Annotated in this window: 25 protein-coding genes; 9 read left to right on the top strand and 16 right to left on the bottom strand. The window is 59.6% G+C overall.

Annotated features, from left to right (window positions below):
- The 10 genes from HMPREF3101_RS12275 to rimP form a co-directional block, all read right to left on the bottom strand.
- The coding region (locus tag HMPREF3101_RS12275; protein ID WP_210386168.1) for a hypothetical protein at positions 1–276 on the bottom strand (276 nt) is incomplete at its 3' end.
- 52 nt (positions 277–328) lie between these two features.
- Complete coding sequence (locus HMPREF3101_RS04335) at positions 329–982, bottom strand: 4'-phosphopantetheinyl transferase family protein (RefSeq protein WP_070463014.1); 654 nt, start codon at positions 980–982, stop codon at positions 329–331.
- Entirely contained in the window at positions 982–1,785 is an 804-nt protein-coding gene (locus HMPREF3101_RS04330; RefSeq protein WP_070463011.1) for a metallophosphoesterase family protein, read from the bottom strand. The genes HMPREF3101_RS04335 and HMPREF3101_RS04330 overlap by 1 nt, the downstream gene beginning before the upstream one ends.
- 10 nt (positions 1,786–1,795) lie before the next feature.
- Positions 1,796–3,076, bottom strand: coding sequence for an MATE family efflux transporter (locus HMPREF3101_RS04325; RefSeq protein WP_070463009.1), 1,281 nt, complete (start codon positions 3,074–3,076; stop codon positions 1,796–1,798).
- A 13-nt stretch (positions 3,077–3,089) separates the two neighbouring features.
- Positions 3,090–4,061 carry a DHH family phosphoesterase gene (locus tag HMPREF3101_RS04320; RefSeq protein WP_141737356.1) on the bottom strand — a complete coding sequence of 324 codons (972 nt, stop codon included), beginning with the start codon at positions 4,059–4,061 and terminating at the stop codon, positions 3,090–3,092.
- 6 nt (positions 4,062–4,067) lie between these two features.
- The gene (gene rbfA / locus HMPREF3101_RS04315; RefSeq protein ID WP_070463006.1) at positions 4,068–4,493 is read right to left on the bottom strand and encodes a 30S ribosome-binding factor RbfA; all 426 of its coding nucleotides are present in this window, start codon (positions 4,491–4,493) and stop codon (positions 4,068–4,070) included.
- Between the two features lie 43 nt (positions 4,494–4,536).
- Positions 4,537–7,161, bottom strand: a complete 2,625-nt coding sequence (gene infB / locus HMPREF3101_RS04310; RefSeq protein ID WP_070463005.1) for a translation initiation factor IF-2 — start codon at positions 7,159–7,161, stop codon at positions 4,537–4,539.
- Between the two features lie 120 nt (positions 7,162–7,281).
- Positions 7,282–7,581 carry a YlxR family protein gene (locus HMPREF3101_RS11695; RefSeq protein WP_083280079.1) on the bottom strand — a complete coding sequence of 100 codons (300 nt, stop codon included), beginning with the start codon at positions 7,579–7,581 and terminating at the stop codon, positions 7,282–7,284.
- A gap of 78 nt (positions 7,582–7,659) precedes the next feature.
- Positions 7,660–8,682, bottom strand: a complete 1,023-nt coding sequence (gene nusA / locus HMPREF3101_RS04305; RefSeq protein WP_070463002.1) for a transcription termination factor NusA — start codon at positions 8,680–8,682, stop codon at positions 7,660–7,662.
- Positions 8,672–9,202 carry a ribosome maturation factor RimP gene (gene rimP / locus HMPREF3101_RS04300; RefSeq protein ID WP_070462999.1) on the bottom strand — a complete coding sequence of 177 codons (531 nt, stop codon included), beginning with the start codon at positions 9,200–9,202 and terminating at the stop codon, positions 8,672–8,674. Before rimP ends, nusA begins: the two co-directional genes overlap by 11 nt.
- Positions 9,203–9,232: 30 nt before the next feature.
- Between rimP and HMPREF3101_RS04295 the strand changes: the two genes are divergently transcribed.
- Positions 9,233–10,048, top strand: a complete 816-nt coding sequence (locus HMPREF3101_RS04295; RefSeq protein ID WP_246816643.1) for a ferritin family protein — start codon at positions 9,233–9,235, stop codon at positions 10,046–10,048.
- 8 nt (positions 10,049–10,056) lie between these two features.
- Here the strand turns inward: HMPREF3101_RS04295 and HMPREF3101_RS04290 are convergent, their stop codons facing one another.
- The gene (locus HMPREF3101_RS04290; RefSeq protein WP_070462996.1) at positions 10,057–11,835 is read right to left on the bottom strand and encodes a proline--tRNA ligase; all 1,779 of its coding nucleotides are present in this window, start codon (positions 11,833–11,835) and stop codon (positions 10,057–10,059) included.
- A 31-nt stretch (positions 11,836–11,866) separates the two neighbouring features.
- Between HMPREF3101_RS04290 and HMPREF3101_RS04285 the strand changes: the two genes are divergently transcribed.
- From HMPREF3101_RS04285 to HMPREF3101_RS04265, 5 genes are all read left to right on the top strand, one after another.
- Complete coding sequence (locus HMPREF3101_RS04285) at positions 11,867–12,565, top strand: YaaA family protein (RefSeq protein WP_070462992.1); 699 nt, start codon at positions 11,867–11,869, stop codon at positions 12,563–12,565.
- Positions 12,566–12,670: 105 nt separating this feature from the next.
- Entirely contained in the window at positions 12,671–13,792 is a 1,122-nt protein-coding gene (locus HMPREF3101_RS04280; protein WP_070462989.1) for an ATP-binding protein, read from the top strand.
- An 11-nt stretch (positions 13,793–13,803) separates the two neighbouring features.
- Positions 13,804–14,532 carry a DUF1648 domain-containing protein gene (locus HMPREF3101_RS04275; RefSeq protein WP_070462986.1) on the top strand — a complete coding sequence of 243 codons (729 nt, stop codon included), beginning with the start codon at positions 13,804–13,806 and terminating at the stop codon, positions 14,530–14,532.
- Entirely contained in the window at positions 14,529–15,212 is a 684-nt protein-coding gene (locus tag HMPREF3101_RS04270; protein ID WP_070462983.1) for a thermonuclease family protein, read from the top strand. Before HMPREF3101_RS04275 ends, HMPREF3101_RS04270 begins: the two co-directional genes overlap by 4 nt.
- Before the next feature lie 3 nt (positions 15,213–15,215).
- On the top strand, positions 15,216–15,965 hold the full coding sequence (locus tag HMPREF3101_RS04265; RefSeq protein WP_070462981.1) for an NAD-dependent deacylase: 750 nt from the start codon (positions 15,216–15,218) through the stop codon (positions 15,963–15,965).
- On the opposite strand, the gene HMPREF3101_RS04260 is transcribed toward HMPREF3101_RS04265, so the two are convergent.
- The 4 genes from HMPREF3101_RS04260 to cobA are packed head-to-tail and all read right to left on the bottom strand — an operon-like array spanning position 15,962 to position 18,203.
- On the bottom strand, positions 15,962–16,216 hold the full coding sequence (locus HMPREF3101_RS04260) for a Txe/YoeB family addiction module toxin (protein ID WP_070462978.1): 255 nt from the start codon (positions 16,214–16,216) through the stop codon (positions 15,962–15,964). The two genes, HMPREF3101_RS04265 and HMPREF3101_RS04260, sit on opposite strands and share 4 nt — an antisense overlap.
- Positions 16,216–16,479 carry a type II toxin-antitoxin system Phd/YefM family antitoxin gene (locus HMPREF3101_RS04255; protein ID WP_070462976.1) on the bottom strand — a complete coding sequence of 88 codons (264 nt, stop codon included), beginning with the start codon at positions 16,477–16,479 and terminating at the stop codon, positions 16,216–16,218. The genes HMPREF3101_RS04260 and HMPREF3101_RS04255 overlap by 1 nt, the downstream gene beginning before the upstream one ends.
- 40 nt (positions 16,480–16,519) lie before the next feature.
- Positions 16,520–17,479 (bottom strand): class I SAM-dependent methyltransferase, encoded by a 960-nt coding sequence (locus tag HMPREF3101_RS04250; protein WP_070462973.1) that lies wholly within the window; start codon positions 17,477–17,479, stop codon positions 16,520–16,522.
- The gene (cobA, locus tag HMPREF3101_RS04245; RefSeq protein WP_070462970.1) at positions 17,463–18,203 is read right to left on the bottom strand and encodes a uroporphyrinogen-III C-methyltransferase; all 741 of its coding nucleotides are present in this window, start codon (positions 18,201–18,203) and stop codon (positions 17,463–17,465) included. The genes HMPREF3101_RS04250 and cobA overlap by 17 nt, the downstream gene beginning before the upstream one ends.
- Before the next feature lie 24 nt (positions 18,204–18,227).
- Here cobA and HMPREF3101_RS04240 point away from each other — a divergent pair, with 24 nt between their 5' ends.
- Positions 18,228–19,421 (top strand): protein adenylyltransferase SelO family protein, encoded by a 1,194-nt coding sequence (locus HMPREF3101_RS04240; protein WP_070462967.1) that lies wholly within the window; start codon positions 18,228–18,230, stop codon positions 19,419–19,421.
- Between the two features lie 24 nt (positions 19,422–19,445).
- Here HMPREF3101_RS04240 and mqo read toward each other — a convergent pair whose 3' ends face one another.
- Entirely contained in the window at positions 19,446–20,957 is a 1,512-nt protein-coding gene (mqo, locus tag HMPREF3101_RS04235; RefSeq protein WP_070462964.1) for a malate dehydrogenase (quinone), read from the bottom strand.
- A gap of 110 nt (positions 20,958–21,067) precedes the next feature.
- Here mqo and HMPREF3101_RS04230 point away from each other — a divergent pair, with 110 nt between their 5' ends.
- Together HMPREF3101_RS04230 and mtr are read left to right on the top strand one after the other, a co-directional pair.
- Positions 21,068–22,060 carry an alpha/beta hydrolase gene (locus tag HMPREF3101_RS04230; RefSeq protein WP_070462961.1) on the top strand — a complete coding sequence of 331 codons (993 nt, stop codon included), beginning with the start codon at positions 21,068–21,070 and terminating at the stop codon, positions 22,058–22,060.
- Positions 22,042–23,451, top strand: coding sequence for a mycothione reductase (gene mtr / locus HMPREF3101_RS04225; RefSeq protein WP_070462958.1), 1,410 nt, complete (start codon positions 22,042–22,044; stop codon positions 23,449–23,451). Before HMPREF3101_RS04230 ends, mtr begins: the two co-directional genes overlap by 19 nt.
- The last annotated feature ends 100 nt before the right edge of the window (positions 23,452–23,551 follow it).

Below are 23,551 nucleotides of genomic sequence, written 5' to 3'. Positions count from 1 at the left end.
GGTTTCACCGTCCACCAGAATCATGACACCCCAGATACAGCCTTTCCAGGCTGCTGTTGTTCTAGCATCGATCTGCTCAGAGCGTGCGCGGCCGTCTGAACTGTGACAGCGGCGGCTTGCCGCAGTCGGTGTTGCAAAGGAATGGCTGGGCCGGACGTTAACAAAAAGGAGCGGCCGACGACACGCCGACCGGACACACTTTTTGCTACTTAACCCCATCCCCATCATGACGACAAATGAGTCTCCGAGTTTTTCGAGGCGCCCGATATTGGTCATGCACTCGAACTTCTTGGTGCAGTTGGGGTGTCCAGTGTGGTCTATACAGCTTCTACTGCAGATACGCCGAGGCGATCACGTAACCGCCGCGGACAACCCAACGCCCCTCAAAGAATGCGGCGGGTGTTGGGCGGGCGAGCAGGTGGGCGGTAAACGAGCCGTCGATACGCAGCTCGATCTCTGCCTCCTCAAACCCCAGCCAACGGCGAGTCAGTGGGAACCAGCATTTGTACGTTGCTTCCTTCGCGCAGAACAACAAGCGATCCGCCCACGTGTTGCCCTGAGCGCGGAAACGCTCAACAGTCTCAACCTCCGAAGGCAGAGCGATCTGTGACATCACGCCGTCTGGTAACGGCTGCGCAGGCTCCGCATCCAAACCCATGGACTTCACATCACGAATTGGCGCGGCCACAGCAGCACGCAACCCATCCGTGTGGGTCAACGAACCTGTAAAGCCAGCGGGCCACAAAGGCATGCCCCGCTCCCCTCGCAAAATAGCTTGCTGGGTGGACACACCAAGCTCTTTGAGGGCCTGGTGGGCGCACCAACGCGCATCCCCGAACTCGCCTTTGCGCATATCCACCGCTTCTGACACGGCAGCGCGCTCATCGGGCAAGAGGTCCCGGTAGTTGGTCAGGTCCTTCGCATCATCATTGCGCAGGTACACCACCCGCGCTGCAGGCGGGAAAAGGGTCAAGTCCTGCATCACTGGCCTACCTCCATCACTGGATATGGAAATGGCACCGGCGGATGCTCGGCCCGAGGCTCCCACTCGCGCGGGTACCCCAGCGAAACCTCAATGTGTTTGATCCCATCTACCTGCATCACACCGGGCATGTGCAGGTGCCCGTAAATCACCGCCTGGGCGTTGTAGCGCTGCGGCCAGCTGCGGGTGTGGCGAGTACCGCACCACAGCGCGATCTCAGACCAGCGCATCTTCAACGTCGGCTCCTGAACCAACGGCCAGTGATTGATCAGGATCGTAGGGCCGCTGATACGTGACAAGCGCTTCGTGGTGTACGCGAGACGATCCCAGCACCACGCACGCACATCTACAAACGGGGCGATAGCAAACTCATCCGTCATCATGATGTTGCGCTTACGCGCGGCTTCAACCGCATCCTCCACGCTCATGCCGGGGCCGCGGAAAGAATAGTCATACAGCGTAAACAGTGGACAGATAGTCACCCCGCCAAACACGGGATACGGGTCTTCTGGCGTTATCACACCCATCTCACGCATGGACTGCACAAGAGCTGTGTACTTGTCGCGTCCACGGTGGCGGTCAGCGGAGCGCGAAAACAACTCGTGGTTGCCGGGAACCCAAATGACGGTGTCAAAACGCTGTGCGAGTTTTGCCATGGTGCGCACGATGAGGTCGTGGCGCTCCGCCACATCGCCGGCAACAATCAGCCAATCTGACGGGTCCTTGGGGCAAATTGCGTCGATTTGTGGCGTGTTTGCCTTCACCGCCGCGTGCAAATCGCTCACTGCCCAAAGTGTGGTCATGGCGTCTAGGTTAGCGTGCCCACTTCATAGAGCGGAAGCGCACAACCACGCCGATCAACCGGCAGACGACAGAGGCAAGCTGGCCAACCCAAATGCCAGTCAGTCCCCAGCCGAACGCGACGGACATCAACGTAATGGGGAAAAACACGCCAAGTACTGAAGCGATAGTCAGGTTGCGTAAGAATGCGGCGTCCGATGCGCCAAGCAGCACCCCATCAAGGGCAAAGACAACGCCGCCAACAATGATCATTGATACAAGACAGATCCACGGTCCGCGAAGCTGACTATGCACGCTCGGGTCCTGGGTAAACAGTGACCAGATCTGGCCTGCAAACACGCCAAACACCACTGCAAGCAGCACACCAAACCCGGTGGAAAAGCGCGTGGTTTGCTTCCCCACCTCCTTTGCGCGTTCCACATCTCCGCTGCCCAATGCAGAACCGGTAAGCGTCTGCGCTGCAATGGCAAGTGAGTCCAGCACCAGCGAAAGGAAGTTCCACAGTTGCAGCAGGATCTGGTGGGCGGCCAGCGCTGCCACGCCAAAGCGCCCTGCAACTGCCGCAGCGGCAAGCAGAGAGATCTGAAACGACATGGAGCGCAAAATCAAGTCGCGTCCCAGCACCAGCTGCTGGCCAATCACATCAAACTGTGGCGCGAAATCTCCCGAGTACCGCAGGTGTTCGCGCACCAGCACCACAACGAACAAACTAGCGGTAATGCCAATCCCGATCACGTTGGCAATTGCAGAGCCCACCAGCCCATAACGGTGCACCAGTATCGGTAGCAGGATCGCGCCGGGTATAATCCCGCATAATGTCAGCCAGAACGGAAGGCGTGTGTTCTGCACTCCACGCATCCAGCCGTTGCCCGCCATGATGAGCAGGGTTAGCGGGATGGCAAAGGCCGCCACTCGCATCCAGCGGGCGGACTCCAGGCTGGTTTCATAGTTGCCGGAAAGCGCCATTGCCAGTGGCTGGGCGAACACCCACACGATGGTGGCCAACGCTAGTCCGACTAAAAGCGCAACCCAGCTTGCTTGGACGCCTTCTGAGACAGCCTTGTCACGGTGGCCCGCCCCAAACATGCGCGAGCTGCGCGCCGTCGTGCCGTAGGACAGAAAGGTCAGCTGGGTTGTCACCGTTGACTGGATGGCTACGCCCGCAGCAAGTGCTGCCAATTCAGTCGTGCCAAGGCGGCCAACTACCGCCGTGTCTAAAAGCAGGTAGAGCGGATTCGCTGCAAGCACACCAAGTGCTGGAAGCGCTAACGCAAGGATGCGACGCGTGCTCATAAACTCTTCGTGTCTACTCCGGAAGGGCCTGTAGCAGGTCGCGTGTAATCTGATCCAGGCTGCCTGTGGCCGAGTAGCCAGCTGCCGGGATATGACCACCGCCACCAAGTGCTGCTGCTACCTGGGATACGTCGATCTTGGTGGATCGCAGCGACACCGCCCAGTACCGGGGAGCCTGTTGTTTAAACACCACTCCGACATCTGAACCCTGCAGCGCTCGGGCGTAATCAATGATCGCCTCAACCGCTGACTGGCTCATGCGCGCCAGCGCCTCTGCCGGTACCGCGATTACGGAAACCGTCAGGCCTTTCTCACGGTAGGTGTGCAAGTCAGCCAAGACTGCACCCATAATTTTCAAGTCTTCTGCGCTGATGGAATCCATCAGGTCCATGGCAATTTGGCGGGTATCCAGACCGTGGCGCTGCAGCTGGGCAGCCAGCTCATGCATGCGTGGGCTTCCCCACCGGAAGTTACCGGTATCCGTAACTAGGCCCGCGTACAGGCAGTACGCAATGTCATAGTCAATGGTCACTCCCATGTGACGGAAAAGCTCACTAATGATGGTAGTTGTGGACTCAGCATCCACAATCAAGTTCATCCCGCCAAAGCCAGGGTTCGTCTCGTGGTGATCAATCACCACCACGCGATCCGGGTTTTCCGCAATCGCATGCTGCAGCAAACCGGTGCGGTCAAGCGAGGCACAGTCAACAGTGACTACCAAAGCGTCATCCGGCAGCCATGCTCCGTAGGCCACGTCATCAACACCGGGCACTGTATCCAGGTTTCCCGCATGCGGGTAGGTCTGGCCGATGTGCACGCTGGTTTCAATTCCAAGCTGGCGCAGGCCAGCAGCCAAACCGCAGGCAGACCCGACAGCGTCAGCGTCCGGCTTGACGTGCGCTACAACGGCAACCTTATGCGCGTCACGCAGGCGCGCGGCCACCGCCGCAAACGCCTGCGCTTCTTCTGGAAACAGTGACTCCACCAGGCGTTACTCCTTGTACGGATTCACGTCGCCCGCCGGCTTCGCGCCTTGCCTCAAGCGTGCAAGTTCCGCATCGCGCTCTCGTGCGCGGTTCAGGAGCTCTTCCATGCTTGCCGACGCCCCCGGGATACTGTCGTACTCAAACGTCAGGGTGGGGGTGAAACGCACGTTGAGCGCATCACCGACGATCTTGCGGATCTGACCGCGTGCGCGGTGCAGGGCCTCAGCAGCCTGGTCCAGATCCGGCTCATCATCAATGTCGTGGCCACGCACCGTGTAGTACACGGTTGCGTCATGCAGGTCACCTGTCACGCGGGTGTCGGTGACCGTAATCAGCTCCATTCGCGGGTCTTTAATCTCCCGGTCAATCGCGGTAGCCACGATCTGCTGGATCTGCTTAGCCAAGCGCGCAGCGCGCGGATTCTCACCCATTGTGTTCCCTTTCGTTGAGCCCTAACTGTGCCCCGGTTGTGCGCTAGTCGCGCGGCACTTCCACCATTTCGTAGGTCTGGATGATGTCGCCCACCTGGATGTCCGGGTAAGACAGCACCATGCCGCACTCGTAGCCCTTGGCAACCTCAGTAGCGTCGTCCTTTTCGCGGCGCAGCGACTCAATGGTTGCATCCGGAGTAATAACGTTGCCGTCGCGGACCAGGCGCAGTTTCGCACCGCGCTTGACCTTGCCCTCGGTAACCATGCAACCCGCGATGAGGCCGACAGCGGAAGCCTTGAAGATCTGGCGGATCTCCGCAGCACCCAGCTCGCGCTCCTCGTAGACCGGCTTGAGCATGCCCTTCAGCGCATTCTCCACGTCATCGATGGCCTGGTAGATCACCGAGTAGTAGCGGATCTCCACACCGTCGGCGTTGGCTTCCTCAGTTGCCTTGCCGTCAGCGCGAACGTTAAACGCCACGATAATGGCGTCCGACGCCGCCGCCAGCACCACGTTGGTCTGGGTGACGGCACCAACACCACGGTCGATGATGTTGACCTCGACCTCGTCGTCGATCTCGATCTTGAGCAGCGCTTCCTCCAGGGCTTCGACCGAGCCGGCGTTGTCGCCCTTGAGGATGAGGTTGAGCTGGTTGGTCTCCTTGAGCGCCTGGTCCAGGTTCTCCAGGGACACGCGCTTCTTGGAGCGAGCCTGCATAGCGGCACGCTGGCGAGCATCACGCTGCGCAGCAATCTGACGCGCTACGCGGTCATCCTCAACCACAAGCAGGTTGTCGCCTGGGCCAGGGACACCGTTGAGGCCCTGGACCTGCACCGGACGGGACGGACCAGCCTCTTCGACGTCATTGCCCCACTCATCAACCATGCGCCGCACGCGGCCGAAGTTACCACCGACCACAATGGATTCTCCGACGCGCAAGGTACCGCGCTGCACAATCACAGTGGAGACCGGGCCACGGCCGCGGTCCAGGTGGGACTCAATAGCCACACCCTGGGCATCCATGTCCGGGTTAGCAGTCAGCTCAAGCGCTGCATCTGCGGTCAAGAGCACAGCTTCGAGCAGCTCATCAATACCGGTGCCCTGCTTTGCAGAGATGTTGATGAACATGGTGTCGCCACCGTACTCTTCCGGCACCAGGCCGTACTCGGTGAGCTGGCCACGAATCTTGTCCGGCTGAGCTTCCTCTTTATCCACCTTGTTCACGGCGACAACGATCGGCAGGTCCGCAGCCTTGGCGTGGTTAATCGCCTCAACGGTCTGCGGCATCACGCCGTCATCAGCAGCCACAACCAGGATGGCCAAGTCTGTAGACTTCGCGCCACGGGCACGCATGGCGGTAAACGCCTCGTGGCCCGGGGTATCCAGGAACGTGATCTTACGAGTCTCACCATCGAGCGTGACCTCAGTCTGGTACGCACCGATGCCCTGGGTGATGCCACCGGCTTCACCCTTGCCCACGTTCGCCTTACGGATCGAGTCCAACAGACGAGTCTTACCGTGGTCAACGTGGCCCATGACAGACACCACTGGCGGACGCTGCTCAAGCGCCTCTTCGCCACCTTCGTCCTCACCAAACTGCAGGTCGAAGGATTCAAGCAGCTCACGGTCCTCGTCCTCAGGGGAGACGATCTGCACTTCGTAGTTGATCTCAGCGCCAAGCAGCTGCAGCGTCTCTTCCGGGACAGACTGCGTTGCGGTCACCATCTCACCGAGGTTGAACAGCGCTTGGACCAGGTTCGATGCTTCAGTACCGATCTTGTCAGCGAAGTCCGACAGGGTCGCACCTTGGCGCAGACGGACAGTCTTGCCACCGCCGTCCGGCAGACGCACACCACCAATGACGTTTGGTGCGTGCATCTCCTCGTACTCAGTGCGCTTCTGACGCTTCGACTTACGGCCACGTCCCGGTGCTCCACCTGGACGGCCGAATGCACCTGCGGTGCCGCCGCGACGTCCGCCGCGGCCGCCACGGTAACCATCACGCGGGGCGCCTGGACCACCTTGGCCACCACGACCGCGACCCGGACCACCCTGGCCACCACGGCCACCGCGTCCAACGTTTGCGGACTTGGATGGCATTTGGGTTGGTGACGGGTGCGCCGCCATATCCGCCGGAGACGGACGACGGCCCTGACCCTGACCCGCGCGCTCGCCGCCCTGGCCCGGACCACGACCGCGGCCACCACCCTGCTGGTTGCCACCACGGCCGCCACCTGGACGCGGTGCGGGACGCGGCCCGCCCGTGTTCGAAGAGAACGGGTTGTTCGCTACACGCGGACGCCCGCCCGGCCTGGGCATAGGACGAGGCATAGCGCCCGGGGTCGGGCCACCTGCAGCAGGCTTTGCTGCTCCAGGCTTCGGCGCACTGGGCTTCGGTGCTGCAGGTTTTGCTGCAGCAGGTTTGGCCGACTGGGCAGGCTTAGCGGCACTTACTTTCGCCGCAGCAGGCTTATCCCCAGCTGCTGCCTCTTCGCCGCCTTCGGACTTGGCCTCATAGTAGGCCTTCATCTTCTTCACCACCGGAGGTTCGATGGTTGACGAGGCGGTCTTTACAAATTCACCCTGCTCTTTGAGGGTTGCCAGTAGTTCCTTACTTGTTACGCCGATCTGTTTAGCCAGTTCGTGAACGCGTAGCTTTCCGGGCACGTGTCTCCTTGGTTGTTCGCTAGGAGCACATGCTCTCCAACATTTCGCAGGAAAAGCTACATACCCCTAGATATGGTCAGTGACTTTCATCGCTGATGCTGCTTCATGGTCGCGTACTCATCAGTGTTCGGTCTTCCTATCTACGTGTGGGTCTTGGTGTGAATCGCTTGAAAGGTACTCACGTACATGACTCACGTCCACGAGTGTGGACAAGCGAAGCGCCCGAGCAAACGCACGGCGCTGCTCCGCCAGCTCTAACGCTTCCAGCGTTGGCGTAATCCACGCACCCCTACCCGGTAGGCACCGAGCAGGATCCGCAATCACGCGACCCGGATCGTCCGGATCCGCAACGACTCGCAGCAACTGCATGTCGGGCTGCTGCCTGCGAGTTGCAACGCAGGTCCGAATACGGATGGGCATACGTGACCTTTCGTCGCACAGAAACGGTTTTTAAGCCGTCCTCAAGGATACGCCACTAAACGACAAATTTGTAACTGCCTAGTTTTGCGCTTCGCTTTCAGCCACATCTGCATCCGAATGGATGTCAATCTTCCAGCCGGTCAAGCGTGCCGCCAAACGGGCGTTCTGACCTTCCTTACCAATGGCAAGGGAAAGCTGATAGTCCGGAACAATCACACGCGCGGTCTGCGTGGCTGGGTCGGTGACCTCAACGCTGATGACCTTGGACGGCGCAAGCGCATTGCCAACGTATGCCGCCGGGTCATCTGAGTAATCAATGATGTCAATCTTCTCGCCAGCAAGTTCCTTCATAATGTTGGTCACACGCGAGCCACGCGGGCCAATGCAGGCGCCTTTAGCGTTGACGCCTTTTACCGTGGAACGTACTGCAACCTTGGAGCGGTGACCAGCCTCGCGGGCAATGCCTACGATTTCAACGCTGCCGTCCGCAACTTCCGGCACCTCAAGCGCAAACAAGCCGCGTACCAGTTCCGGGTGGGTGCGCGAGAGGTTAACCATAACGTCACGATCCCCCTTGTTCACGCCCACCACATATGCCTTGATGCGGTCACCGTGGACGAGACGCTCTCCCGGAATCTTCTCTGCCGGCAGCAGGATGCCGTCTTGGGGAGCAGCCTCAGTACCGATTGCGACAGCACTTACGCCTCGTGCTTCCTTCATCGCGTCGCGCTCCACAATGCCGGAGACCACAGTGCCCTCCAGCTCCGCATACTCGGAGTAGACACGGCCCGCTTCCACGGAGCGCAGCTTTTTCTTAATCGCGTCGCGCACCGCTACTGCACCGATGCGGGAGAAGTTCACCGGAGTGTCGTCGTACTCAGAGATGGCCTCGCCATCTTCATCACGTTCTGTAACCAGAACAGCAACGTCACCCGTAGCCACGTCGATATCAATGCGCGGCTCTGAGCGCTCTTCCAGCGGCACCTCGCGATAGTCGCGATATGCCCACAGCAGTGCAGACGCGATAGTCTCCAGCAGTTCCCGGATCGCAATGCCCTGGTTCTTCTCAATCGCTCTGAGGGCGTCCATATCAATATTCACTTGTCACCTCTTCGAAGTCCTGCTGCGCCAACTCAACTTCAGCAGCTGGCGGTTTCTTAAACTCAATTTCTACCACTGCGCCCGCCAGCTCCGAAACTTGCCGCACCTCAGCTACTGGTGTCTTCGCACCCGCCGGAATGACCACAACTTCAGTTTCGTCCTGGCTTAACGTACCAACGCGGTAGTGCTGACCTGCGGCGTTGACCAAGCGGCCACGGTTGCGACGCCAGTGTCGCGGCAGCGTCAGCGGCATGTCCACGCCTGGTGTGGTCAGCTCCAACGTGTAGCCGGCACCGAAGTTGACTTCGCCGCGTTGCTCCAAAGCGTCGAAAAGCGTGGAAAGCTCATTGGACACTTCCTCCAATTCGTCCAACGTCGGGTGGGTATCCGAGTCGAGCGCGATAACAACCTGCGATTTCTTACCCGCCTTGACGGTACGGATGCTCTCAATGTCCATCGCGTACGCCTGCGCAACAGGGGTGACCAGTTGTTCAAGTTCGTTATTTGTGGGAAATGCCATGGCTTAAACCTAGCGTGTAACGTGCAGCGGGTGAAGAAGTTGCTTGTTTTGCCAGCTGTACTGCTCCTGACCAGTTGCACAGTGATGGATGTTGTCGGCCCGCGTGCCAACGGCGAGATCATGTCGCTGGCCAAGCAAGCCTCCGCTGATTGGGTGTTCGGGGAGCACCCCGAGTGGGCGGAACTGCGCAAGTTCCAGAGCGAGCAGCTTCAAGACGAAGCCCTGCGCCTGTGCGGCACCGACGAAACTGGACAGACCCCGCAGTCCTGCAACGTCGGGTATGGCGACACCGACCTTCCGGCAGCCGCCGACGCCGCTGCGCTTTTGGAGCACACCGTTACCGCCGCTGACAAGGTGCCTGATGATTCGGTGGACCTGGTGGTAGCTCAAGCTATCGATGCGCTTGCGTTGGCACCAGTTGAGCTGGGCATCGAGGGCTCCATTACTAACGACGCCACGTATAACGCCGCAACCGAACTCCTTGCCGCAGAAAACGCAATGTACTACGGCCTCGGCATTGCCTTGGCATACGCCGACGGTGCGCTGCGCACGCGGGTTGCAGAGCTGCGCGAAGCATCCCACGAACGCACCGAGGCGCTTGCTCAAGTGATTGGCGAGCAGGTCGTCGGCTTACCTGACAACGACACCGAAGCGTTGGTACCTGCTGCCGGTTACACGTTTGCTGAGGGATACGCAGCACCTTCAACAACGCAAGAGGCCACTGAGCTCGTCGAAACGATGCACAGTGACCTTGTAAAACAGTGGCGTCTAGCTGCTGCTGACGCAGAGTCAAAGCCGTGGCGCAAAGCGGCGATCCAACTCGCCGCCCACGCCCAGCGCAGCTAGTAGAGCACTTATCCGCGGACTAGCTCGACAACTTTCTCTACGACCTCGTTGGCTGGGACCTCAAGCGTCTCGCCGCCGCGGATGCGCAGCTCCACAATGCCATCTGCAAAAGAGCGACCCAGGATCACCACGAACGGCATGCCGAGCAGTTCGGCATCCTTGAACTTTACGCCTGGGGAGACCTTCGGACGATCGTCGTAAAGTACTTCAAGCCCTGCAGCATCAAACTCACCAACTAGGCGCTCGCCTGCTTCAAGTGCTGCGGCGTCCTTATTCGCCACCGCAACGTGCACCTGGTACGGGGCGATCTCGACCGGCCAAACCAGGCCTTTGTCATCGTGACGCTGCTCGGCCACTACCGCCATCATGCGGGAGACGCCGATGCCGTAAGAGCCCATGGTGGGCACGGCGCGTTTGCCGTTTTCGTCCAGAATCTGCACGTCCATGGCCTCGGTGTACTTGCGGCCCAGCTGGAAAATGTGGCCCAGCTCAATGCCGCGGGCAAGCTTGACGGTGCCGTTGCCGGACGGCGACGGGTCGCCCTCCTTGATCTCCGCAGCCTCAATAAACCCGTCCACGCTGAAATCTCGACCAGCTACGAGACCAACGACGTGCTTCTGCGGAGCGTCCGCACCAGCAATCCAGGCGGTGCCCTCCACCACACGCGGGTCAGCGAGCACGCGCACCTTACTAGCATTCAACGCACGCGGGCCAACGTAACCCTTGACAAGGAACTCGCTCTTGGCAAAGTCCTCTTCGCTGGCCAGTTCAAAGGTAGCCGGCTCAAGCGATGCCTCCAGGCGCTTCTCGTCCAGCTCGCGATCTCCCGGGATCAATACGCCAACCAGCTGCGGGCCTACCGGTTTACCGTCCTCATCCAGAGCTCGCGGGTCGTTGACCTTGATCATCATGCACTTCAGTGTGTCGGATGCTTGGGCCTCGCGGCCTTCTACAAGCACACCGGTGCTTCGTGCCCACTCCACCAGCGCGGCGATGGTCTCAGAATTCGGGGTGTCGTGCACCACAGGCTCCGGCAGCCCCTCGATTGGGCGAGTCTCAGGCACAACCGTGGCCACAGCCTCAACGTTGGCTGCGTAATCACCCGCAGTGGAGATAACAAAGGTGTCTTCGCCGTTTTCTGAGTATGCGAGGAATTCCTCGGACGCGGAGCCGCCCATAGCGCCAGAAGTAGCCTGGCAAATCTCGTAGCGGATACCTACGCGGTCAAAAATGCGCTGGTAGGCGGCACGGTGGTTGGCGTAGGACTGATCCAAGCCCGCATCGCTCATGTCGAAGGAATAGCTATCCTTCATCACAAACTCGCGCCCACGCAGGATGCCGGCGCGTGGACGCGCTTCATCGCGGTACTTGGTCTGGATCTGGTACAGCGTGACCGGGAAGTCCTTGTAGGAGGAGTACAGGTCCTTGACCTGCAGGGTGAACATCTCCTCGTGCGTGGGGCCGAGCAGCATATCTGCACCCTTGCGGTCCTTCAGCCGAAACAGGTCATCGCCGTATTCGGCCCAGCGGTTGGTTGCCTCGTACGGATCGCGCGGCAACAGTGCTGGGAACAGCAGTTCCTGGGCGCCCATAGCGTCCATCTCTTCGCGCACAATGCCTTCAATCTTGCGCAGCGTGCGAAGGCCGAGCGGCAGCCAGGAGTACACACCTGGTGCGGCGCGACGTACGTAGCCGGCGCGGACGAGCAGTTTGTGGCTGGGTACCTCCGCATCGGCGGGGTCTTCGCGCAGCGTGCGCAGGAACAGTGTGGACAGGCGTGTGATCATGACCAGAAATTCTAGCGCTAGGGTTTTTGGCATGCTCATCGTGTTGCCCCCGTCTGAAACCAAAGCCCCTGGCGGCCAGTTAAGCCCCATGCGTGTGTCCTTCCCGGAGTTGGACCCGATACGCCAAGCGCTCATGGATCAGCTCGCCTCATCCGATGTTGAAACCATGATGGACCAGCTAAAAATCCCCGCCACCAAGCGTGCAGAGGCTGAGGAGAACCTCCGACTGCGCAACGCACCTGTCATGCCAGCCATCCAGCGCTATACGGGCGTGCTCTATGACGCACTTGATGCCTCTACCCTGCCCACCTCCGCATTGAGCCACCTCGCCGTCGGCTCCGCATTGTTTGGGCTTTTGCTTAGCGACGACCTCGTGCCCCGCTACCGCGTCTCCGCCGGATCCAAAGTGGACAATAAAACCATGAAGGCGTGGTGGGGCAAGGCTGTAACTGAGCAGCTAGCGGAGCAGGATTTCGTGGTGGATATGCGTTCTGGCGCCTACCAACAGCTGGGCCCGCTAGCTTCCGCGATGACTGTGCGGGTGGAGCAGGCGGACACCGGCAAGGTGGTCAGCCACTTTAATAAGCAGTACAAGGGTGAGCTTGCGCGCTCGCTTGCCATGGCGCCGAGTATTGCGGATGCCACAAGCATCAACGACGTGGCGGATCTGGCCTTAGCACGCGGATTCCAGGTGCGAATTAACGGTCAACAGCTCACACTGTTGGTATAACCGCAGGAATCTTTATCAATTTATCAATCTGCCCGAATTTATCAATTTATCAATCTGCCCGAATTTATCAATTTATCAATCGGCAGCGGTGTTAGGATGCGGGTTATGCACAACCCGTTTCGCCCCACATTCGGCGCCAGCCCTCGCGTCTGGGCTGGACGTGACGCCGTGCTGCAAGATTTCGCCCGCGCATTACAGGGTGGTCCCGGCAACCCGGATCGCTCACTGCTCATCTCGGGCTCTCGCGGCATTGGTAAAACAGTACTCTTAACGGAGCTGGAAGACATTGCCATCCAGCACGGGTGGGTGGTGTTGCGCGCGTCCGCACGCGAGAACATTCAGCAGGTGCTGGTGGAATCCACAATCCCTGAGGCAATCGCACGCCTAGAGAATCGTCCTAAGCGGCAGGTGACCGGGTTTTCCGTAGCTGGCATTGGGTCGGTCAGTACCCATATCACCGATAGCCAGCCAGCCCAACGGTTGGTCACACAACTTCGTCAGCTGATTAACCTCTTGCAGGACACCGGCGTGCTGATCACCATCGATGAGGTCCAGGACGTTGACCCCGAAGACCTCACCCAGATCGCCATTGCCTATCAGGATTTGGTGCGCGATGACCTTCCGGTTGCGGTTGCTATGGCGGGGCTTACGCGCGGCATTAACAAGCTTCTAGATTTGCCCGGCGCGACGTTTTTGCGTCGTGCACGTCATTATGAGCTGGGCCCACTGACGCTTCAGGATGCCCAGCGTGCGTTCGAGGAGACTTCTCAGGAAGGCGGGATTGCGTTCGCGGCTGCGGATCAGGCGGCTGAGCTGAGTCAGGGTTACCCCTATCTGGTGCAGTTGCTTGGTTTCCTTGCTTGGGAGCGTGCGGCAGAAGCTTCACTTTCTACTATCGACGCCAACGTGATCTCCCTCACCGCGCCCGCCGCGGTTGAGCGCCTGGGTTTGCAGGTGCATCAGCCTGCGTTGCGCGATGTGCCGCCGAAGCAGTTGGAGTTTTTACAGGCGATGGCGCTGTTGGAGGAGCAAAACGGCACGCCTGAGGTGCCGATTGCGCATGTGGCGGAGTTGATGGGGACGACGACAACGTCGGTGAGCGATACGCGTCAGAAGCTGATTGACCGTGACTTGATCACGCCCGCGGGGTGGGGGTTGGTGGAGTTTGCGCAGCCGTATCTTGGGCAATACTTGCGTAAGCAGCGTCGCCCGAAACGCGTGCAGTAACATTTACAGCCATGCACATGCGCCGCTGCATTCTTACTTCTGTTTGTATTTACCTTGCCGCGTTTGCGTATCTCCTCCTGCGCTGGGATTCGATTCCGGAGCCGGTGCCGATCCATATCGGCCCTGGCGGCGTGGATGCTTGGGCAGACAAGACGTGGCTAAGTGTGGCCGGTGCGCTGTGGATTGGCCTGGCTATTTCGGCGATGCTGGCGGCGTGTGCTTTACCTACGGACATTGCCACGGCGCGACGCGAGGTCCCGGAGGCCGATGCGCTTGCCTACTCCGAAACGGCAGCGCAGCGAGTCGCAGCGCTATTGAACAAGACCAACGATTTTTTGGGGCATATGGCGATAGCTACGGCGTTAGTGCTTGCCTCAGCACAGCTGATGATGTGTTTCCCGCGCTTGATGCCAACCCCGCTGTGGATTGCGGGCCTTGTGGCCTACTGCGTTTACGCGATTGCTGCGTCGGTGCGCATTATGGGCAAGTCTGGTTCCTCCTGGGAGCAGCTACCACCCGATGAGCAGGAGCAAAAGCGCGTGGAGCGACTCAAGTTGAAGGCGTCTATGGGCTTTTATAAAGAGCCACTGGACCCGATGCCGGTGAGCATCATGCCTTCTGAGCCCGGCAAGATCCAGATCAATACCGCGCACCCGGTTGGCAAGCGCCTGATACGCCGGATTATGTGGGCAATCGTCTCCTGCTTAGTCGTGATTGTTGTGCTGGTGGTGCTGCTGTGACGTTCGGAGTCCAGCCTCAGTCCCATCCAAGGACCAAGCGGGGCGCTCGCCGCAACACGCTGCGCCTTAGCGTCGCGCTACTCATTGCCGTGTTTGGTATCGCAGGTATCGCACTTGCCGTAAGCATGCTCCAAGAGCGAGATGCGGTGGTGGTGAGCAAGATTGTGGACGGTGACACCATTGCGGTCACCCACTCCGGCGAGGAGGTGAAGGTACGCCTGCTCAATATTGACACCCCGGAAAAAGACGAGTGCCTCTACGAGGAGTCGACGCAGCACTTGGAATCTTTGATCACCCCCGGCGAGAGCGTGAACCTGGTCTATGACGTTGAGCGGGTGGACCGCTACGGCCGTGATCTTGCAGGTGTGTACAAGCAGGACGGCACGTTTGTGAATGAGGCGATGGTGGCCGACGGCTTCGCACGCGCTGTGGAGTTTCAACCCAACACCAAGTTCACATCCACGATGCGTGCCGCCGAAGCCCGCGCCAAAGCAGCGAAGCTAGGTATCCACGGAGTGCCCACTGAGTGCTTGTTGCCTACAGACCTCGCGCGCGACGCGCTGGCCCGCTATCAGTCGGACCCAGACGACTTTTACCTCGACGTGATGCGTGACGCCGTGGAGGGCACAAAGAATTTCACGTACCGCGAGCAAGCCTTGGAGCTAATACATAGTCTGTAGGCCATGAGCCTTTCTGCCAACCTTGCCCAGAGTCTCGCCCGAGCACGCGATCTCTTACACAGCGCCAAACATATCGAGGTGTTTACCGGCGCTGGCATGAGTGCGGATAGCGGCATTGCCACCTACCGCGACGCGCAGACCGGTCTGTGGGAAAACGTGGACCCGCAGGCGATGGCATCCATCGACGCTTGGCACCGAAACGCCGAAACGATGTTCGCCTGGTACCTCTGGCGTGCACACTTAGCCCAGCAGGCGCAGCCGAACGCTGGTCACTTGGCCATCGCGAATTGCGCAAAATCCACGGTGACCACGCAAAACATTGACAACCTGCACGAGCGTGCAGGCAGTCACAACGTGGTGCACCTGCACGGTTCACTGTTTGATTTCCGCTGCGCCGACTGCAACGAGTCCTATACCGCCGCAATTGAACTCCCCCACGAGCCTGTCCCAACGATCACCCCGCCGACGTGCCCAACGTGCGGTGGTCTAATTCGCCCAGGTGTTGTCTGGTTCGGCGAAGCCTTGCCGGAGGCCGAGTGGCGTGAGGCGGAGCGTCGCATGCGCACCGCCGATGCGCTGCTGATTGTTGGCACCTCGGGCGTGGTCTACCCTGCCGCGGGCCTGCCACTGATGGCCCATGCACGCGAGATCCCGATTATTGAGGTCACCCCCATGCGCACGGATCTTTCTCACTTGGCCACGGTGGTTGTTGAAGACACCGCCGCAAACGCCTTACCTAAACTCTTGGACTAGTAGTGGTAACGCGCCTGCAAAATCACAAGATCTCCGTCAGCAATCATGTACACCAGTCGGTGTTGATGAGTAATCCTTCGCGACCAAGCGCCTTCAGCCCCATATTTCAGAGGCTCAGGCTTGCCTATACCTTCAAAAGGGTCACGCAATGTATCGCGCAGCAGCTGATTGACGCGTTTGACCATCTTTTTGTCATTGGCCTGCCAATGCAAATAGTCTTCCCACGCGTGGTTAGTCCAAACCAACCTCATTACGCATCTCGTTCAACATCCAGGTCAACGTCATGCTCTGCGACGTCACCGTTCAGCGCGTCTTCGTACGCCTGCGTCAATCGGCGAGCATTTTCGCGCGTTTTAAACAAGTATGCGGTTTCAAGCCACGCTTCGTAATCCTCGGCAGCCATAAGCACCGCATTACCGTGACGGGAAACAATCTCCACGACATCGCGATCATTGGTCACTCGTTCAATGAGCGGGTACAAGGTTCGCCGAGCCTCAGAGGCGCTGATAGACATGACACCCTCCTTACTGTCGTACCACTAAACGGTACCACATTTATGGCGTTGCCCGAAGCACCGTAAAGTTGTTATCCCGCGCCACCTGCTCCACTGAAGCGAAGCGGCGTTGGACTTCAGGCCGGTAGCGCAGGTGCGAATTGTGCACCATGTACAGGGCTCCTCCGGGGACGAGCATGCGTTTCGACGCATCCAGCAACCGCTGCACCAACGTCGCGTCAACCGCAGTACCGTCGTGAAATGGTGGGTTGAGTGCGATGGTGTCAAAGGAGACACCAGCAAACCGCGAACCTGCATCGTCCCACGTCACCTCTAGGCCGATGGCACGTGCGGAAAGTACGGCGTCCGCATCAGCATCGGTGGCCACCCCGCCAAGACCGCGGGAAACCGAGCCGTTGCCGCAGCCGAAGTCCAGCAAACGTCCTGGTTCGGCGGGCAGGCAGGAGCGCAGCAGCTCTCCGCCTCGGTCCGGTTTCGCCCCGGAGAACACACCACCGATGGCCACAAGCCCATCACCCACCACTGGCTCGTAGGTCACATCGCGCGTGCCGGAGGCAACTAGGCAGCGAAACTTCCCGCGGCCACGGGAGGCAGCAACGGACGTAAAGGACTCTTCCAGCACCGCGTTCATGCCTCGTGACAGGTGCTTGTTGTTGCCGCCCAGCACCAAACGCACATCCGAGAAGCCAGCGCCAGCGATCGCGCGTGCAAGGTAGTCCAGGCGCGCGAGGGACTTTGGCATCTCCCCCAACGCAACAACAGGACCAGAAGAGCCCGCTAGATACGCATCCAGACGCTGAGCACCCACCACCGCCGCACCCAACGCGGCCGCCTCCTGGCAGCGTGCGTAGTCCGGATCCAGAAACGTCACAGACCTACCAGCTTCAACCGCAGCGCGCGTCAAATCAAGCGTTGGGTCGTGGCAGATAAGCACTTGCAAGGGCGGCCGCGCAGCGTCGTCAAGCGAGAGCTCCCATATCAACCTATCCAGCGTGCGCAAGACCAGCCACCTCCCCAAAGACGTAGACGGCGGGGTTGGTCACGGAGTGTTCCTCCATGACATTGGCGAGTGTCTCAGCGGTGGCGAAGAACACGCGCTGAGCTGCGGTCTCGCCCTCCTGGATCACCGCTGCTGGGCACTGCGGGTCAAGCCCAGCCGCCACCAACGCTGAGGCAATCGCGTGGACGTTGCGCACGCCCATCACCACCACAATCGTGCCACCGACCTTCGCAAGCGCACCCCAATCCACCAGGGACTTCGCGTGTCCCGGCGCCAAATGGCCGGAGACCACCGTAAACGCGTGCGTCACCCCGCGTTGGGTCACAGGCACACCTGCCGCAGCCGGCACCGACACAGCAGAGGTCACCCCCGGCACCACCGAGCACTCCAGACCGGCCGCCGCACACACCTGAAGTTCCTCAAACCCGCGGCCGAACACGTACGGATCACCACCTTTGAGCCGCACCACCCGCTTGCCCTCCCGCGCGTACTGTACGAGCAGCTCATTGATGCACTCCTGCGCCACCTGGCGGCCGTACGGCAGCTTGGCCACATCCAGAACCTCTTTGCCATCAAGGTCTAAAAACTGCGACAGCTCCGAAGCGGGCCCGAGGTGGTCTGCAAGAATCACGTCTGCGGCTTCCAGGGCGCGCAGTCCGCGAATAGTCAGCAGGTCCCAAGCACCGGGACCGCCGCCAACAAGGGTGATGTGGCCGTTTTTCATAGAACCCAAGTCTAGGGTGGTTGCATGAACCAACCGCAGCTTGCCCACACGCTCGCAGAAATGCTGCCCGAGATGGTGCAGCCACAACCCGGCACCGACCTTGCAAACGCCCAGCTCCTGGTGCTCAATGAGGAGCTTGCACGAGAACTTGATTTGGACCCGGCGTGGCTGCGCAGCGCCGAAGGCACCCAGTGGCTTGCAGGTTCCCAGGGTGGTCATGCCATGGCCTACTCTGGCCATCAGTTCGGCCAGTTTGTGCCGCTGCTTGGCGACGGCCGCGCAACCCTCCTCGGCGACCTCCCCGGCAGCGGCGAGACAAGCGGCTACGAAATCCAGCTCAAAGGCTCAGGCCTGACTGCGTTTTCCCGCCCAGGCTCCGACGGGGCTGGTGCGATTGGCCCAATGCTGCGTGAGTACCTGGTTTCAGAGTTCATGCACGCGGCGGGGATTTCTACCACGCGTTCGCTGGCGGTACTCACCACCGGCGAGCATGTCATTCGCCAACAGGGCGGGGTGCCCGGCGGCATTGTGGTTCGCGTGGCTAAGAGCCATCTTCGTATCGGTTCGGTGCAGTACGCCGCAACACAGTCTGCGGAGCTGGTGGAAAAAGTTATCCACGCAGCCGGTTTCGACTCCCCTGTTGCCCTTCTGGAGCACACGCTGGATTCCCAGCTTGCGCTGGTGGCAAAGTGGATGCGCATCGGGTTTATCCACGGGGTGATGAACACGGATAACGCTGCCCTGTCCGGGGAGACCATTGACTACGGGCCGTGTGCGTTTACAGAGACGTACGACCCGGATGCGGTGTTTTCTTCCATTGATACCCGGGGCCGTTACCGCTTTGGCCACCAACCGTCTATCGCGGTATGGAACGTGGCCCGCCTGGCGGAGGCGCTGCTTGGGGTCATGGAGCAGGACAAAGCCCAGTCGATTCTTGGTCAGGCGCAACAGCGTTGGGACGCCGCGTGGCACACCGAAGTGCCCAACCCCGAAGAACTCGCAGCTGCAGAAGACCTCTTTGGCTTCAACGGCATCATGTTCGGGCCCCGCAACGGCATGTTAGAGCGCGCCATCGTGGAGGCGGAACGAAACGGCAACCTCGAGCCGTTTTTGGAGCTGGCGCGCGCAACCCAGGCCCCTTTCAATCCGGATGCGGGCCCGGAATGGATGAAGGCGCCCGAAGGCGCCTTCCCATTTCAAACGTTCTGCGGTACCTAGCTTCCGCTGGGATCCCGCAGCCAGCTACTTCGAGCTGTCCAGGTGTCGCTCCTGCTCCAGCTGCAGGGACTTCTGGGTCCATGCCCACTGCTCGTCGTAGGCGGCCTTGTCGCGCTTCAGGGACTTGCCGTAGGTCGGGAACATCTCGTGGAGGGTCTCTCCCCACTCGATCATGCGCTCACCAAAGCAACGCTCAAGCAGCTCCAGCATGGCAGCTGGGGTAATCGATGCACCCGGAGATGCACCGAGGATACCGGCGATGGTGCCGCTCTGATCGTTGACCAGTGCGGTACCGAACTCGAGTGAGCCAAAGCGGGGAGCAGCAGTCGGCTTGATCACCTGCACACGCTGGCCAGCAACAACCTCGGTCCAGTCCCTCGGATCTGCGTCCGGGTAGTACTCGCGCAGGACGTCCATCTTGCCGTCAAAGTTACGGAAGACCTCTTCAACCAGGTAGGTGACCAGGTTGAAGTTGGTGGCGGCAACACCCAGGTAGGACGGGATGTTGTCCGGGCGGATGGACTTGAACAGGTCCAGGTAGGAACCCTTCTTCATAAACTTCGGAGTCCAGCCACCGTACGGGCCGAACAGCAAGGACTGCTTGCCGTCAACCACGCGCAGGTCCAGGTGCGGGACAGACATCGGCGGGGCGCCAACCTTGGCCTTGCCGTAGACCTTCGCCTGGTGCTGCTCCACGAGTTCCTGGTTGGTGGTCTGCAGCCACATGCCGGAGATTGGGAAGCCCGCATAGCCGTGAACCTCTGGGACACCAGCCTTGCGCAGTAGGTCCAGTGCGTAACCGCCAGCACCGACAAAGACGAAGCGTGCGCGGGTGACCTTCTTGTCGCCCGTGTGCACGTTCTTCACGGTGACTTTCCAGAAGTTGCCCTCGCGCTTGAGGTTGGTTACTTCGTGGCCAAAGCGAACCTCGGTACCAGAAGCTTTCGCGGAGTCGATGAACTGTTGGGTCAATGCACCGTAGTTAATGTCAGTGCCGACATCGGTCCAAGAGATGGCTACTGGCTCTGCGTCGAAGTCGCGGCCCTTTGCCATCAACGGCAGCATCTCGGTGAACTTTGCGGGATCCTCAGTGAACTGCATCTCCGGGAACATGTGGTTTGCGCTCAGCGCGTCGTAGCGGCGCTTCAGGTAGCCAATCTGGTCTTCGCCCTGTGCGAAAGACACGTGCGGGACAGGGTTGATGAACGCGCGCGGATCCTTCAGCACATTGTTTTCAACGCTGTAGGACCAGAACTGGCGTGCCAGCTGGAACTTCTCATTGATGTTCATCGCCTTGGATACATCGATGCGGCCGTTCTTCTCCGGGGTGTAGTTCAACTCGCACAGGGCCGAGTGGCCGGTACCTGCGTTGTTAAACGGATAGGAGGACTCTTGTGCCGCACCATCAAGACGTTCGTAGATCACCTGGGACCATTCCGGTTCCAGGGCGTGCAGCATTGCGCCCAGGGTGGCGCTCATGATGCCGGCTCCTACAAGAAGGACATCCACCTCATCGTCGTAGTTCTTGTTAGCCATACCAAGCCACCTTCTCATCTCTTGAAATTTTGTGCTTCTACAACTCTATACAACCCTAGTGCGTTTCTACTCTACGCTGTAGTTTGACGCTCGCGGCTAGTATTGTCCGCATGACACAGACCACATCTTTTTGCCCAGACATTCTCGGCCCCGACTATGAACAGGCCACCCTTGATCTAGGCAAAGACTCGGACACTGGTAAGGCAGTCCAGGCGGTAGTGGTCAAGGCAAATGCCGGTAATAAGAAGGCAGACCCGACAAAGCCTGCGCTGCTGTGGATTCACGGCATGAGTGACTACTTCTTCCAAACGCACGTGGCGGAGTTTTTCACTGAACTCGGTTATCCCTTTTACGCGATTGATCTGCGTCGCTGCGGTCGCGCCCGCAAGAATGGTCAGCGCTGGCATTACACTCGAGACCTCGCGAACTATTACCCAGAGCTCAACGTGGCACTCGACATCATTGTCGGTGAGGTAGCCTCCCAAAAGGTCATTCCCGTCGCCCACTCAACTGGTGGGCTGATCGCCCCCTTGTGGCTGGATTATTTGCGCCGTGAGGACCCAAAGCGCCACGCCCATATTGCAGGGTTGCTACTCAACAGCCCGTGGCTGGATCTGCAATATAACCCCGTACTGGTGGCGCTTGTCCGCCCTGTCATAAATACTGTGGGCCGCTATCTTCCGCTGATGCCGCTGCCGCAGGACAACTTGGGCACCTACGGCGAGTCCATCCACCACAGCAAGCATGGTGAGTGGGAGTTTGATACTGACATGAAGCCGGTCTACGGCCACCGGAAATATTGGGGTTGGATCCGCGCTATTAATAAGGCACAGCAACAGATCCACGCTGGCGCCGTTGACACGGGCGTGCCTACGCTGACGCTTGCCTCTGCACACTCCTATTTGGGAAAGGACTACTCGCCTGCCGCGGATACTGCGGACACGGTGTTGGACGTGGAGCAGATCAGGAAGTGGGCGCCAAAACTGTCACATTCCTCGGTTATCAAGACTATCGACGGCGCACGCCACGACGTCTTCCTTTCCGAATCTTTCGCCCGCGAAGTAGCGTTTAAGACAACTGCAGAATGGTTGGAGACCCTGTGAATACGCACTATGACCTCATTATTGTTGGCACCGGCTCCGGTAACACGATTTTGGACGAGCGTTTTGACTCAAAGCGCGTCGCCATCGTGGAGAAGGGTGCCTTCGGCGGCACCTGTCTGAACGTTGGCTGTATCCCCACCAAGATGTACGTCTTGGCCGCTGATGCCGCCTACACCCCGCGCGAGTCTGAGCGCCTCGGCGTTGACCTGGAATATAAGGGTGCGGATTGGGATGCGATCAAAGAGCGCGTGTTTACCAACCGCATTGATCTGATTGCTGCCGGTGGTGAGGAATACAGGCGTTCCGACCAATGCCCGAACGTTGACGTCTACGATCAGCCAGCCCATTTCACAGGCCCACGCACCATCGCCACAGGCACTCAGGAAGGCCCTGCAACCATTACCGCAGATCAGGTGCTGATTGCGGCCGGATCGCGTCCGCGCATTCCGGAGTGGGCCGAAGGCGTGAGCTATCACACCAATGAGGACATCATGCGACTTGATGCGCTGCCAGAGTCCTTAATTATTGTCGGCGGCGGTTTCATCGCTATGGAGTTCGCCCATGTTTTTGATGCGCTGGGCACCGAGGTGACCATCGTGAGCCGTTCGCAGATGCTTCGCTCTCTGGATCCCACGATTCGCGACGCCTTCAATGAGCTCGCCTCCGAACGCTTCAACGTCGTCCACTCCGAGATCACCTCGGCGCGCAACACAGCAGACGGCATTGAGCTTCTGCTTGACGACGGCGCAACGCTGACCTCCCAACACCTCCTCCTTGCCACCGGCCGTATTCCCAACGGCGACGAACTTCGCGCCGAAGACGGTGGGGTGGAGCTACACCCGGATGGCCGTGTCAAGGTTGATGAGTTTGGCCGCACCACCGCCGAAGGTGTGTGGGCGCTTGGCGATGTCTCCTCCCCGTATCAACTCAAGCACGTAGCCAATGCGGAGGCCCGCGCGGTGGCGGCAAACATTGTGGCGCGGTTTGATGGCCAGGCGCCAACACACACCATGCCGCACGAGAATGTTCCCTATGCCGTGTTCACTCACCCCCAAATTGCCACGGTAGGACTCAATGAGGATGAGGCGCGTGATGCGGGCTACGACATCACCGTGAAGGTCCAACGTTACGGCGACGTGGCCTACGGTTGGGCACTTGAAGACACCACGGGACTAGTCAAACTCATCGCCGATACGGCCACCGGTCGGCTGCTTGGCGCACACTACATGGGCCCGCAAGCCTCAACTCTCATTCAGCAAGCGATCACGGTCATGGCGTTTGATCTTGATTTGCGGAAGGTAGCCCGCAAACAGTACTGGATACACCCGGCGCTTCCGGAGGTTACTGAGAACGCAATCTTGGGACTCGACCTCGATTTTGAAGATAAATAAACAACAAAAGGGAAACCATCCAACATTAAATTGCCCCCATAATAGGGGTACCGGCACCCAAGTTAGAAACAAGAGTATCGCCAGCTAGATAACCAGCGTT

It is taken from the genome of Corynebacterium sp. HMSC29G08 (genome assembly GCF_001806875.1).
Taxonomy (GTDB): Bacteria; Actinomycetota; Actinomycetes; order Mycobacteriales; family Mycobacteriaceae; genus Corynebacterium.
Note: the sequence above shows the minus strand (reverse complement) of the source record. Positions and strands in the feature narration are given on the sequence as shown.

Excerpts from the sequence above, each read along its gene's own strand:
- HMPREF3101_RS04335 (WP_070463014.1), bottom strand. The coding sequence starts at position 982 with ATGCAGGACTTGACCCTTTTCCCGCCTGCAGCGCGGGTGGTGTACCTG.
- HMPREF3101_RS04330 (WP_070463011.1), bottom strand. The coding sequence starts at position 1,785 with ATGACCACACTTTGGGCAGTGAGCGATTTGCACGCGGCGGTGAAGGCA.
- HMPREF3101_RS04325 (WP_070463009.1), bottom strand. The coding sequence starts at position 3,076 with ATGAGCACGCGTCGCATCCTTGCGTTAGCGCTTCCAGCACTTGGTGTG.
- rbfA (WP_070463006.1), bottom strand. The coding sequence starts at position 4,493 with ATGGGTGAGAATCCGCGCGCTGCGCGCTTGGCTAAGCAGATCCAGCAG.
- HMPREF3101_RS11695 (WP_083280079.1), bottom strand. The coding sequence starts at position 7,581 with ATGCCCATCCGTATTCGGACCTGCGTTGCAACTCGCAGGCAGCAGCCC.
- rimP (WP_070462999.1), bottom strand. The coding sequence starts at position 9,202 with ATGGCATTTCCCACAAATAACGAACTTGAACAACTGGTCACCCCTGTT.
- HMPREF3101_RS04290 (WP_070462996.1), bottom strand. The coding sequence starts at position 11,835 with ATGATCACACGCCTGTCCACACTGTTCCTGCGCACGCTGCGCGAAGAC.
- HMPREF3101_RS04285 (WP_070462992.1), top strand. The coding sequence starts at position 11,867 with ATGCTCATCGTGTTGCCCCCGTCTGAAACCAAAGCCCCTGGCGGCCAG.
- HMPREF3101_RS04280 (WP_070462989.1), top strand. The coding sequence starts at position 12,671 with ATGCACAACCCGTTTCGCCCCACATTCGGCGCCAGCCCTCGCGTCTGG.
- HMPREF3101_RS04275 (WP_070462986.1), top strand. The coding sequence starts at position 13,804 with ATGCACATGCGCCGCTGCATTCTTACTTCTGTTTGTATTTACCTTGCC.
- HMPREF3101_RS04265 (WP_070462981.1), top strand. The coding sequence starts at position 15,216 with ATGAGCCTTTCTGCCAACCTTGCCCAGAGTCTCGCCCGAGCACGCGAT.
- HMPREF3101_RS04260 (WP_070462978.1), bottom strand. The coding sequence starts at position 16,216 with ATGAGGTTGGTTTGGACTAACCACGCGTGGGAAGACTATTTGCATTGG.
- HMPREF3101_RS04255 (WP_070462976.1), bottom strand. The coding sequence starts at position 16,479 with ATGTCTATCAGCGCCTCTGAGGCTCGGCGAACCTTGTACCCGCTCATT.
- cobA (WP_070462970.1), bottom strand. The coding sequence starts at position 18,203 with ATGAAAAACGGCCACATCACCCTTGTTGGCGGCGGTCCCGGTGCTTGG.
- HMPREF3101_RS04240 (WP_070462967.1), top strand. The coding sequence starts at position 18,228 with ATGAACCAACCGCAGCTTGCCCACACGCTCGCAGAAATGCTGCCCGAG.
- mqo (WP_070462964.1), bottom strand. The coding sequence starts at position 20,957 with ATGGCTAACAAGAACTACGACGATGAGGTGGATGTCCTTCTTGTAGGA.
- HMPREF3101_RS04230 (WP_070462961.1), top strand. The coding sequence starts at position 21,068 with ATGACACAGACCACATCTTTTTGCCCAGACATTCTCGGCCCCGACTAT.
- mtr (WP_070462958.1), top strand. The coding sequence starts at position 22,042 with ATGGTTGGAGACCCTGTGAATACGCACTATGACCTCATTATTGTTGGC.